Here is a 12863-nt window from a genome sequence, read left to right as displayed (position 1 = left end):
TTTGTGTTTTGTAAGAAAAATTTAATTTAAATAGATACTTACAAGTAGTTTTTTGGGGCGTTTGTTCGGAGTCTGAACTGCTTAAAGGAGGGCCAAACAAGCTGTAATGATGCCAGGCCCGGTAAGGTTAATAGTCTTGATACAAATAATGGATCTTCTGACTTTTGTCTGGCTCGCAGGAAGAATAGCCAATCTTGATTATTGTCCCGGTTGCAGCAGCTGACAGCAGCATGGCAGTATTAATGTCAGCGGCACCATCAGACAGTTCGTAGTACCAGTAGGTGTTACCATTGTTTGCGTCTCTCTTGCATTCATCTCCTTTCAGTCGAAAGTTAACTCTTGTCTCGGTGGGGTAGATACGTTCAATCATGCCTACTCCCTTTGCTGCCATTGCCGATGGTGCAAGTGGCAGTAACAGCGAAAGTGCTAATATCAATTTGGTATTCATTGTTGAGTCCTTTTATCCGGATAAGTAGGTTGTTACTTTTTAACGTGCCGTTTTTGTGGTCAAGCTGGTTTAAACGGTGTCATTCGGCTCTTTCAAGGGTGTGTGGGAGCACTATGGTGTAGCGACATCCTTGACCTGCCTCACTGTGGCACTCTATGGTGCCTTTGAGCTTTTGAGTGATTATATTAAAGACTATGTGCATCCCAAGTCCAGTGCCACCGTTGCTGCGCCGGGTGGTATAAAAAGGCTCGAAGACTTTGCTGAGGGTGTCTTCACTCATGCCTGCGCCATCATCAGACACACTCCAGGTGATATGTTCGTCACTGGTACTGAGCGAAATCGTGACCGTACCGGGTTGGCTGCCCTCATCAAAGCCATGTTTAATGGCATTATCCACCAGATTTGTCAGGATCTGAGCAATCGCGCCCGGGTAGGTCGACATCCTGGCTTCACCGGGAAAGTCGGTTTGCACTGAGACCTGAGTATGCTTCCACTTAGGGTGCAAACTGGTGAGTACGTCGTTCAGGTAGTCTGGCAGGTTAATGGTACTTAGTTCTTCAATGGACTGGTCGACTGCCACCTGTTTGAAGTTCTTTACTAACTGAGCCGCACGATTCAAGTTGGACTCAAGCAGTTGCAGACTTTCTTTCAGCAAAGCCATAAACTGCTCAAGGTTGTCTTTGGTCAGTTTACCGGTGGCCAGCTTTTGCTCGCATTCCGAGAGCGCCTTGCTGGCATAAGAACCTGCGGTAATGCCAATGCCCAGCGGCGTGTTAATCTCATGAGCAACGCCAGAGACCAGCCGGCCGAGTCCCGCCATTTTCTCCTGCTGGACTAACTGTTGTTGAGTTACTTTGAGATCTTCATGGGCGGTTTGTAGTTGCTTAAAGGTGCTTTCCAGCTGGGCAACGGAGTCGGCGTTGGCCAGTGCGATGGCTGTGTAGTTGGCTATGGTGCGTAACATCTGTACGTCGTTGTCGCTGAAGGCATGCGGCTGAAAACTTTGCACTGTTAAGCAGCCTATTATCCGGGTATCAATAATCAATGGCAGATAGACCAGCGACTCACTTTCGGCACCGCTGACCGGCGGTGCAATGTGGCCGACATAGTGCGTCAGCTCGCTGATTTGATTGACCCTGAGCTCTTTTTGGTGGGTGACACACCAGACGGCAGGGCGCTGAGTGTCGGACAAAGCATACTCAAACTCCGGGAGTTTTTGCCCTTTTTCAATCGCCAGTCGACAGGAGATACGCTGCTTTTCGGTATCCAATATCCCAACCACAAAGACATCTGCGCCCATTAACTCATTGACGTGCTTGTAGACACGCTCCAGGACCGATGACAGATCTAACGTGGAGGTGATGTCTTTGCCTATGGTGCCCAGCATCGAGATATTGGCGGTGCGCGATTGCACGAGGTTGTCGAGCGCGACTTGTTGCTGTTTGAGTTCTTTAATTCGCCATAAATACGCCAGATATAACAAAGTGGTGACCAGCAGTACTAGCCCCAGGCGAAACCACCAGGTCTCATACCAGGCCGGTAACTGGATCACTGCCAGGTTTAACTGGTGCTGGCTCCATTGTCCCTTGCGATTGCTGCCTTTGATCTTGAGTTGATAATGACCGGGCGGCAATCGGGTGTAGGTAATATGGCGTTTACTGGCATCGACCGGGATCCACTGCTCGTCATAACCGGCCAGCTGATAGGCGTAACGATTGCTGTGTGGGGCAGTAAAGTCCAGTGCGGCAAATTCGACCGAAAAGCTGCGGGTGCTCGGAGGCAGCACCAGTTGTTTGGGTACTGTGACGGGCTGATTATTGACAGCTAGTTCGCTTATCACCAGTGGCGGGTGATAGGTCCAATGCGTCCAGCGTTCAGGGCGCAGCAACAGGATCCCTTTTGTGCCACCAAACACCAGGGTGCCATCACGTAGTTTAGTATAGGAACCCGTCCACATGGTCCCCGTGTCCCAGTCATCAGCAACGCCGAGATCTTCAAAGCTTTGCGCTGACGGGTCCAGCCAGCCATAGCCATTCCAGATCCGTCCCTGCGCATCTTCCATCAGGTTCCCCGCGGTACCAGTGGGTCTGCCCGCCAGTTGATCAAGTGACTCGAACTGTGCGTGATGGCCATCGAAATGAACCAGCCTGTCGAGCCCATGCGGGGTGGCGACCAGCAGGCGGCCCTGGTTATCAATCAGTAAGCTTTTGATGTAATTGTCTGACAGTGTGTCAGTGGTCAGTGCCTGAGTACTGATCTCGGTCACGGTTTTCCCCGTCAGATCAAGCACAAATAAACCAATGCGGGTGCCGACCCACAGAAGGTCCGGTGTCATATAGGCCATGGTCAGGACGGGCTTGCCTGATAGCAGGGTATGATTTTTAAAGGCGTTCAGTGGCTGTAGCTGACGGGTTTGAATGTCCATCAGCGCTAACCCTTCATCGGTGCCAACCCATAGCTGTCCATTGGCGGTTTCCTGTAACATCACAACCTGATAACCGGGCAGACCATCGGCTTTGCTGTAACGTGTGAACTGCTGACTCTGAGGATTGAAGTGGTGCAATCCGGTATTGGCCGAGCCGGTCCAGATGCTGCCATCAAAGGTTTGCCGGATCACCCGGACATAGCCGTCGGCGAGCTTGCCTGGATCGCCAGGATCAGGCCGGTGACCGGCTATCACACCTATGCTGGGATCTATGATGTCGATCCCTGTTTGCGCATTACCAACCCAGATCTGGCCATTGTCCAGCTCCGTGATGCTGCGAACATCTTCATGACTGAGCGAGTGGGGGTAGGACAATCGCCGGACAAACGTTCTGAACGCACCGTTGTGCGGGTTGTGGCGATTCAGCCCGTTGCCCCAGGTGCCCGCCCAGATCAACCCGGAGGCATCAACAAGCAGGGCACCCATAGAGTCGAGGTTGATACTATAGGGGTTAAGCGGATCATGGCGAATATGTCGGATCACCGCACCGCTGTTGGCATTTACCACAGTGATCCCGCCTCCGGAGGTGCTGAGCCAGATATGATCGGGATCTGGCTGTATAATGCCATTCACCCAGTGATGGCTGAGGCTGGTTGGATCGCCAGGGCGATGGTGGATACGGGTCACCTGATCAGAACCCGGCATGAAAAAAGCAGCCCCATGATCTGTGGTACCAACCCAGATAGCGTGATTGGCGTCCTGAAACAGGCGAAACACATTTTGCTGATTAAATGCTGCCAGGGTTTCACCACTCAGTGGTTGTTGCCAATCGGCCTCCCCGGAGGCGTGTCCGTTTGGTAAGGTGACGCGGCAGAGGCCCGTTTTACTGCCCACCCACAGTGTGTTTGCACCCCTGAGTAACAGTGAGCGCAGGCGTGGTTGTACAAGTGGCTGGTCGCAGCCGGTAATTTTGAGCCGTGAGACCCGACCTGTTGTGGTCTCGATGTGATTCAGGCCGCTATCCGTTGCGGCGTAAATGTTACCCAGGTTATCCCCGGTTAACGCACGTACTGTATTATTGTATAGGCTGTTGTTATCAGAGGGGTTATGTTCAAAACGTTTAAAGCGCGCTGTTGCAGGGTTGTAGACGGATATTCCGTCAGCAAAAGTGCCTATCCAGATACGGCCATCCGCTGCCACCCATAGTGACCTGATAAAGCTGCCGGACAGGCTGGTATCATCCTTCGGGTTATGCAGAAATGACACAAAGCGATAACCATCAAAGCGCAGTAGCCCAAACTGGGTGCCGATCCAGATAAACCCGTCCCGGTCCTGCGCCAGTGCGGTGACTACCCCCTGAGGAATTTGCTCGTTGTCGCCTATGGTCTGAAAAATCAATTCGCCGAGATCGAAAAACGCGCCGCCAGTCGGTGGTTGTTGCCTCTGATGTGCGTTTATCTCAGTTACTGCAACCGCTGCATAGCTATGAGCAGGCATCAGATAAGTACATAACACTAAAAATAAAGCCGCTACGCGCTGCAGGCCAGGTAATCTAATCACTTGTGCTCCCCCAGATTGAGTGCGCTGAGGTAATACCGGTATATGCCTATCCAGTATAGATAACCCGACCCGGTATGCGCCGGGTTTATTACGGCTTATTTTGCTTGATGGCTTCAAGGTAGCGGCTCTCAACAAAGTTTTTCTCTTTGCTCAGGTGGGCTAGTTTTTGTCGGGTCTGTTCCAGCTCCGCTTTGAGGGCCACGACTTCTGCGCTGCTGCCGTCACCCTCATGTTCTACAGAGAGTTGATCTATCAGTTGATTTTGTTCCTCGATTTGCCGTTTGTACTGATTAAGCAAAGTTTGGGTTTGCTGGTCGCTCATAACGTTAGCGGAGGAGCCGGCTTTGTTTTGTTTTAGCTGTTCCAGCTCTTCCTGTAACTGCGTATTTGCCTGGCGCAGTGTGTCGGCAGACTGGAATTGGTGCTCCAGTTTTGAGCTGACATGGCGCAGTTTTTTACCGCTGCTATCCAGCTCGCCTTTCAGCCGCTTAATTAACTTATGAGAGCGGATGAGCTTTTTATTCAGTTCATTGATTGAGCCCTGTTCTTCTTTGGTGATGTGATCCGCAGTTGATGCTCGGATCTGGGAGAGCTGATTTTCGAGTGTCATTTGTACCTGCAAAAGTTCCGCAATGGTTTTACTGTGCTGCTGTGTAAACTGACTGGCCCGGGTCACCGATTCGCGGCACTGTGCAAGCAGTTCGTCGTTGTCTGGTGCGGCTTGTTTGTGGTTTAAAAAAGTCCCGGCAAACTGACGAAACTCTCTTAAAATCAATAATAAAATATAGAACCAGGCTGCCAGGATCAGCAGCCCGACATTCAGCGCTACGTATTGGTAAACTTCGAGAGGAACCATAAGCTGTGATACGCCGCTTTTGTTTATCAATAAGATAAGTTTAGTTTTCGTTGAAAATTCTGCCTATACTTAACAAGAATAATTGCGTTAGGGTAAAGAGTGAAAGTTCTGATCGTTGACGATAGCCATGCGACCTGTGAAATCATCCGGCGTGCTCTACAACAGTTTGAATACCGAAAGCTGTTTTTGCGCTGTGCCAGTCGTGTGGATGATGCACTGGAACAGATTGATAGCTGGCAACCGCAGATCATCCTGACTGACTGGCATATGCCGGACAAAACAGGCATCGAGTTGCTTGAAACTCTGCGCGTTAGTCACCCAGAGCTGCCGGTAGCGATGATTTCTACCGTTGATGACACAGCACAGATAGAATACGCGAACTCTTTGGGCTGTGCGTTTTTTCTGTCCAAACCCTTTAGTGACGACGCGCTGCGTAGTGCGATTATGCCACTGGTGCTGGAACTAGAGGCCAATGAAGTGATTGCTGAGGATGAGGCAGTGCCACTTCGAGAAGAGCTGGCATTACCAAAAACCGATATGCTGGAGCGCCTGATGCAGAAAAATATCAGCGACTCTTTGATTTTAAAACCCATCAAGGCGCAACAGTTGGATGAAAGCAAAGTCCCCTGTGTGATGGTGGTGTATGCAGAGCGTGGCAGCCAGAAACCCAGGGTAATTGGGGTGCTGGATGTGTACGCAGCCTGTGTATTAGCCAGTAGTTTGCAAGTGATCCCCGAAGCAGAGGCACACAATGCCATTCATTTAAATCAGGTAAATCCGGAAATCATGACGGCCTGTAAAGAGGCATTGTCTAAAACGGCCTATGCATTTTTGGATAAACAGAGCAAAATGAGCCTGTTTGTCCGAAGTTGCACATTTTTGTACCAGCGTCACCCCAAGCTGGAGCGTTTGTATCAGTACCCACTCGATAGTCGCCTGGACTTGAGCTGTGAGCGCGAGGGTATGGCTCAGGGAAAAATGCTGATTGTCGGGGTTTAATGCCGGGTGATTCGATTCGCAATCATGTATGTGGGCAGGTCTTCAATGGTGCTATCGCAAAGTAACGGAATAACCAATTGTCCGCAGGAGGGACGATGATATTTAACTCTGTCGCAGTAAGGCTCTGGCTGCACCACTTCTTTATGTTCGCTGGTTTGAGCTGTGCGTTAGCCGGGTGCGCCGCAGTCAAAGAGCGCTCGCCCGGTACTGCTTTGGTACATCGCTATGTAGACAACCAAAATGGCATCGACGGGCTGGATAATGTACGACGCCTGCTATTCGATGAGTCCCGAAAAGTGCTATATGCGGTCAGTGCGGATGATGATGCTCTGGCTGCGTATCGTGTGGCTGATGACGGATCACTGACTATGCTGGACATAATCTCAGGCAGCGAGGCTGAGGGAATGTTGGTGGGGGCGTCGGATATGACGTTTACCGGTATGAATCGGGACATTCAGGTGGTCAGCTTCTACAGCGGTGCCGTCGCGCAGTTCCGCCTGCAGCATGATGATAAACTGGTTTTGCTTTCTTATTTATCCGATCGGATAGATGCGAAACGGGTATTCAGACAGGGCGAGCCAATCACAGCCGCTGAAGACCGGCTGGCTCTGTTGGGTCCATATGCGATTGCAGGTGGTACCGATGGGATCAGTTACGTTGCTGCTAATGTGTCGCAGGCTTTAGTGCGGCTGAGTTCACAGGGGCTGTTACGGATCAGTCACACCGTTCGGGCTGAGCAGGTGGGCGCACTGGGCGGAGCCGTTTCTGTCGCGCTTTCCGGCAGTGGTCGCAAAGTGGCGGTTGCGGGTATGCAGGCTAATCAGGTGGCTATCTTTGATGGCTCTGATACACAGTCGCTGGTGTTGCAACAAACATTGCCGTTAGCCCATCAAGTGGCGCTGACAGCGCCTATGTTCGTGGCGTTTGTGCCACAGAGCGAGGAGTTGCTGGTGGCACAAAAACACGGGGTATTGGTTTATAGCCCTGATCCACAGGGTCATTATAAACACTCTGTTGAACTAAGAGGGCCTGAAGGCCTGTCACTGGCTGCCATTTCTCGTCTGGATTTTGATCCCACAGGGCAATGTATGCTGGCTTTGTCGGAGTCCTCCAGTCAGGTTTATACCTTTTCCCGGGTAAAGGGTGATCAATGGCAGTTTCTATCTCAGATTGATGTACAGAATGGACAGGCTCCCACCTCTGCTGCGTTTATCTCATCTGGCAAGGTTGCACTGAGCTTTGCCCGCAGTGATGCAATATATATTTATGCGAATATTTGTGGTTGATCATCACACTGTGTTTCGCACAGAGTATATAGTGATATTTATTGCGCAGTTGGGTTTACCTCACCGTATTGCCTTTTAACTGACTTTCCTGAGAAGCTTGGGGTTGGGAAATTGACTGATTAGAGGTTAATACAAACAGGGGAAAAGAATGTTGAACGTTGAATTATTTATGCGTGTAAGTTGGTTTTTTCCTATAGAATTGTATATTTTGAAATAATTAGACACACTTTCAACAAGTTTTAACGTTCACTGAAATGTGTTTGGCAGGTTTTAGTTGAACTTGGTTTCTCTTCCCTGCTAATCTTGTCAATTGTGACGATTTGAAACTGTAATATACTCTTATTATTGAATAATGCTGCACTGATGCTGGCTTACTGGCAACTGTTACGTTGTCCTTGCACCGATTAGTTGTCTCGTCGTCTATCAATTTCATGAAATTTGACCATTTTAATTGGGTGACATGTCTTCGTTAACGGATATTAAACTGACTAAACTTGGCTCGTTCGTTCTGGACTTGGACGATCAGGTTTTGTATTGCGATGCCGACGAGGTTGCCATTGAGCCCAAGGTGATGACTTTGCTGTTATATCTGTACGAAAATAGAGACAGGTATGTCAGTATTGAAGAACTCCATCAGGAAGTGTGGTCTGATCGTGTGGTATCTGACACTGCAGTTCGCAGTGCTGTTAAAAAGCTCAGGCTGATACTGGGTGATACGGATATTGCCAACGCGCGTTATGTAAAGTCGGTTTCCAAGCGCGGTTACAAACTGATCTGTGAGGTGGCTCCCACAGATACGTATGAGACAAAGGCAGCGACTGCGGATGAGCAGGACCTTGCTCCCCCCCCAAACGAACAACCTGCTGTCACTTCAAGTTATTCTCCTAACCCCAACTTAACGCCCGAAAAGGTGAAACCTACTCGGCCAGAAGCTGATCCCAATCAATACAGTAAACGATTTAATGTATTGATTTTGCTTGTTATATTCATGGCTATGGTGATTGGTTGGGTCAAGTATGACACGGTAGTAGAGTATATCAAAGCCAGCCAGGTGATTGAGGTATCGGAGTTAAATCAGCTTACAGCGTTCAGTGGTGAAAAGCTTGAGGTTTCCGTCTCGAGGGATGGCCGCTATGTGGCTTTTACCGGCCGCTCTTCGGCTGAGGAAGACCGGCAAGTGTACCTTTTAGACAGGCATACGAGCAAAATACGACAGTTAACCCATAACGCCACCAATGCAATTTCTGTTCTGTTTGCTCAAAATGATAAGGTTCTGATCTACTCCGAGATAGTGGACGGACAGATGTCAGTTGAGTTATTGCCTATGACGCTGGCCGAGCCAGAATATGGGAAAATTACGCTGATCGATGGCATTACCTCCGTAACCGGGCCTTCTGTAGGGAGGCACTCATCTGAAGTATTGTTGCCTATGATGCTTAAAGGGGATACTGAGGTGGCGCTCTATGCGCTGGATCTACGTACTCTTGAGCATACGCGAATACTGGCCTCTAGTGATGCCAGTGAGGTTTTGCATGATGTGAGTATATCTCCGGACAAAAAGAAACTGGCGTTGGTGAGAGAGGGTAAGGGTCGGCACCATATTATGGTATTTGATCTGGAAACTAAGGAAGAAACCCTGGTATATAGCGAAAAGCACAGGCTTAGGAGTGTTGAGTGGAAGGACATGACTACCTTACTGGTGCTGGGTATAGGTACCGGCGGATTACATCAGGTGGATATAGGCACAGGTAGTCAATTTTTGTTGATCGATGACAGCGATATGTTGCTGCGTAGCTTCGATACTCACAATGGTATTGATATTGTTGTAGCGCAAAAAGAACAAAGTCGCGCCAACCGACTCTATATTGAGCACGGGCTGGCTTCTGAACCAAAAATTGAGCAGATCATAGACGCCGCCCCTCAGGTGATAGCAATGGCATATGATGAGCGGTCTGAACAACACAAATGGGCCGTTACGCTACATGATGGTGTCTATACGCTGGGGCGTCTGACACTGGAAACACAGGAAATGACGCCTTATCACACGACGTCGGAAGAGCTCTGGTTGTTTGATGTGTCATACCAAGGTGGCGGCATCCTGTTTAAGGAAGGTCCCCAATTGGCATATTATTCATTTGACCAGCAGCGCATTGACTATATTACGTCTTCAATGGAAACGAGCAGTGATGCTGCATTCAGTGCCGATGGCAAAGATATCTATTACGGCGTCAATGTTGTTGGTGAATGGGAAACTCAGAGTTATAACATTCAGTCGAAGATCAGCCGCCTATTGTTGCCCGGTTATCGCTCGATACGCCCTGCCGGGTCTGGCTTTATTGCTGCACTCCCGGTTAAAGAGGAGCTCTATTACTTCTCAGATTTGACAAGTCCGGGCAAGCCATTGCAGCACAAGATTGATTTCAGATATATCTGTCGCTGGTATGTTCGTGGTGACAATGTCGTGTGGACAACCTTCGACTCCAGAAAAACCTACCTTCATAAGCTTAACTGGCGAACTGCTGAATACAGCCAGTCTGAGCACCGCCTGTTTACCCTATTTCCAACAATATCTGCCGATCCTAAGGGCAACAAGGCGCTTGGCTTATCTGTTCAGATTAACAACACTTCTATTGCTACAACCTCAACAAACCACTAAGATAATACCTGAAAAAGGACCGGGGTGGGTGACACGCTTGTCTATTTTTCATCTTTCAAGCCCTACTAATAAAATAATAGAAGGACCATCAGTGTGAAAAAAGTCATAAATTTTAGCCTTATAGTGTTTACTTTAGCCATTACGTTCGCCTCTCCTGTTGCCTTGTCTAATAACGGCGTGGGTCCCGTCAAGACATGCTATACCCCTGTGTGTGAGGTGCCGATCTACTCCGATGGTAACGGTAAAAAAGATTAAAAAGATTCACTTCTTAACCTATTGAATAAAAAGCTTATTTAATTGGTTATAAAAAAGAGATGTAACAGTTGTTTCGAAACTTGAGATAAATTTTTATAGTTTTAACCGAGTTAACAACAACCGGACAAGGATTGATGAATGGTTGTAACTTAGTCTGTAATCTGGCGCAGTTTGCCAGCACAACCAAGGGAGGTAAGTGATTGACGGACAATACTGCTTGCAAGGAAAGGAAGGAGTAGGTACCAGGCCCCGAAGGAGCGAGAAAGGAATGTCTGGTGTTAGCTCAGAATGTACTGCGGAATTATTTCGTTGTTGATTCGGGTACGTTAGTTGCTTATTTTGCAACAAGCAGGTGGCATAATAACAATAATAATAAACAGGTCTGGACCAACACAAGGAGAGCAACAGGAATAGTGTTGGAAGCATAGGGTGAGCACCTGCCACCCGCAGTTATGTGTCCCAGACGTTCACAAGGAAAGGTCGATGATTATCAAGGACTGAGTTCCAGCGATGCAGTGGTCCTACTGCTGCTGCATCGCTGGTTAGATTCATCAATGCCATTCACAGGATACCCGTGCTGTAACAGGATGATCGTATTCCGTACTAAATAATAATAACAACAAATATGTTACCCCTAGATATAGGGCCGCAGAGATAACAAGTCGTCACAGCTACATTGTCAATGCACACCATTATTGGCAGTTATTTTTCGGCCCTATTTTTTCTCATATCCAGGGATCTTTTCGTGCACCACTTCATCGATTTGTTCTGGCTTTAAGAATTGCTGTGCGTACTTTAAATACACCTTAGAGTTGACAAACACATCGAATAAATCGGGGTCTATATGATCTCCGAGCTTCATTTTCCCCATGATAAACAAGCATTCACTGAGTTTTTTAGCATCTTTGTAGGGGCGATCTGCTGCCGTCAGCGCTTCAAAAATATCTGCAATCGCCATGATACGAGCTGGAACGGACATTTGCTCACGGGTCAGTCCCCTTGGGTAGCCTGTGCCATCCATTTTTTCATGATGACCCCCGGCAAATTCCGGAACACGACGCAAGTGCTTAGGAAAGGGCAGTGCTTCTAACATTTCCAGCGTGATGTCCATATGACGATTAATGATCTGTCTTTCTTCTGTAGTCAAAGTGCCGCGTGCAATACTGAGGTTATACACCTCATTTTCGCTGAGTAAGGGGTGTATGTCGGTGCCAATCCTGACTGTGGTTTGCTCAGAAATTTGTTTCACACGCTGTTGATCCTCTTCGCGCATAAACTCTCCGCCGATATTGGCGTGGCGCAAAAATTGACGATCTTGCTCCAATTGCGCCAGTTTTTCGTCCAGTTCCGCGCTCAGGTGACACACCTGTGCCTTATCACCATCTCGTTCAAAGCGTAAAATACGCTTGGTGTAATCCAGTTCGAGATCACGCTTTGCGATTTCTATCCTGGCATCAATGAGTGCAATACGATCATTAACGGATTCTAGCTTTGTGGCTTTATCCATAACATATTCTGGGATGGCGATTTTGCCACAGTCATGCAGCCACCCAGCCAATGACAGCTCAGCTCGATCGGCTTCAGTCATCGAAAAATCAGCCATTGGGCCCGACTTTGCGTCATGAACAGCTTCTGCAATCATCATGGTAAGTTCCGGAACTCGTCGACAATGCCCGCCGGTATAGGGAGACTTTTCATCAATGGCTTTTGCAATCAAGCGGGTAAAGGCCTGAAACAGCATTTCCATGCCATCAATCAGCTGCCGGTTAGTTAATGCAACGGCTGCGAGTGCACCGATCGAGCAGATCATATCTGTCTGCTGGGCTGAGAAAGGCACAATTTCTCCTTTGCTATGCGGGTTGATCAGCTGCAGCACACCATTGAGTTCATTTTCGTGATTGAGTAATGGGATCGTGAGCACCGACTGTGTGTGGTAACCCGTTTTTGCATCCATGGCTCGCGCCGCGGATAAGTCGTACTCACTGCATTGATAGACATCATCAATCCGGATCACCTCTCGTTTTGCTGCTGCCAGTGCTACCAAAGCACTTTCATTGCATTGACCATTCTCGAGATAAATGGGGATTGGTGCAAACGGGATAGGTTGATTTGATGTGCCGCCCATATGAAGATCCAAGGGCCCATTGATGAGCGTGGCAAAGTGCAGCTGCATATCTTCAGACACTGAGTATATCGTGCCACCGTCTGTGGCGTTTAATTCCATGGCGGATAGCAGGATGTTTTCAAGTAGCCTGTTGGTGTCGTGTTCTGACGCCAGTTCAATGGCCAGCTTAAGCAAGTGTTGTAACGCCACCTGTGAGCCTGCCTGCTCAAACTTATTTGCAATGTTTCGAATATGCTGTTCCATAACTTACCTG

At 48.7% G+C, this 12863-nt stretch carries 7 protein-coding genes; 3 read left to right on the top strand and 4 right to left on the bottom strand.

Features of this window, described 5'->3' with window-relative positions:
* Positions 1-127: 127 nt before the first annotated feature.
* The 3 genes from ACXAH1_RS19890 to ACXAH1_RS19880 all read right to left on the bottom strand — a co-directional run bounded on the left by ACXAH1_RS19890 (position 128) and on the right by ACXAH1_RS19880 (position 5289).
* A complete protein-coding gene (locus tag ACXAH1_RS19890; protein ID WP_054016132.1) occupies positions 128-448 on the bottom strand; it encodes a hypothetical protein in 321 nt (106 codons plus the stop codon).
* Positions 449-527: 79 nt separating this feature from the next.
* Positions 528-4433: a two-component regulator propeller domain-containing protein gene (locus ACXAH1_RS19885; protein ID WP_475198989.1), complete on the bottom strand. Its 3906-nt coding sequence runs from the start codon at positions 4431-4433 to the stop codon at positions 528-530.
* A gap of 88 nt (positions 4434-4521) precedes the next feature.
* A complete protein-coding gene (locus ACXAH1_RS19880; RefSeq protein WP_475198987.1) occupies positions 4522-5289 on the bottom strand; it encodes a chromosome partitioning protein ParA in 768 nt (255 codons plus the stop codon).
* Between the two features lie 99 nt (positions 5290-5388).
* Here ACXAH1_RS19880 and ACXAH1_RS19875 point away from each other — a divergent pair, with 99 nt between their 5' ends.
* The 3 genes from ACXAH1_RS19875 (at position 5389) to ACXAH1_RS19865 (ending at position 10230) form a co-directional block, all read left to right on the top strand.
* Positions 5389-6288, top strand: a complete 900-nt coding sequence (locus ACXAH1_RS19875; RefSeq protein WP_475198986.1) for a response regulator — start codon at positions 5389-5391, stop codon at positions 6286-6288.
* 95 nt (positions 6289-6383) lie between these two features.
* Positions 6384-7574, top strand: coding sequence for a hypothetical protein (locus tag ACXAH1_RS19870; protein WP_475198985.1), 1191 nt, complete (start codon positions 6384-6386; stop codon positions 7572-7574).
* Between the two features lie 460 nt (positions 7575-8034).
* Positions 8035-10230: a winged helix-turn-helix domain-containing protein gene (locus ACXAH1_RS19865; protein WP_475198983.1), complete on the top strand. Its 2196-nt coding sequence runs from the start codon at positions 8035-8037 to the stop codon at positions 10228-10230.
* A gap of 970 nt (positions 10231-11200) precedes the next feature.
* Here the strand turns inward: ACXAH1_RS19865 and ACXAH1_RS19860 are convergent.
* Positions 11201-12853 (bottom strand): HD domain-containing phosphohydrolase, encoded by a 1653-nt coding sequence (locus ACXAH1_RS19860; protein WP_475198982.1) that lies wholly within the window; start codon positions 12851-12853, stop codon positions 11201-11203.
* Between the last annotated feature and the right edge of the window lie 10 nt (positions 12854-12863).

Source organism: Pseudoalteromonas sp. AWH4_217, assembly GCF_056161105.1.
The sequence above is the reverse complement of the archived record's forward strand: the minus strand, read 5'-3'. Positions and strand labels throughout refer to the sequence as shown.

Excerpts from the sequence above, each read along its gene's own strand:
- ACXAH1_RS19890 (WP_054016132.1), bottom strand. The coding sequence starts at position 448 with ATGAATACCAAATTGATATTAGCACTTTCGCTGTTACTGCCACTTGCA.
- ACXAH1_RS19860 (WP_475198982.1), bottom strand. The coding sequence starts at position 12,853 with ATGGAACAGCATATTCGAAACATTGCAAATAAGTTTGAGCAGGCAGGC.
- ACXAH1_RS19880 (WP_475198987.1), bottom strand. The coding sequence starts at position 5,289 with ATGGTTCCTCTCGAAGTTTACCAATACGTAGCGCTGAATGTCGGGCTG.
- ACXAH1_RS19870 (WP_475198985.1), top strand. The coding sequence starts at position 6,384 with ATGATATTTAACTCTGTCGCAGTAAGGCTCTGGCTGCACCACTTCTTT.
- ACXAH1_RS19865 (WP_475198983.1), top strand. The coding sequence starts at position 8,035 with ATGTCTTCGTTAACGGATATTAAACTGACTAAACTTGGCTCGTTCGTT.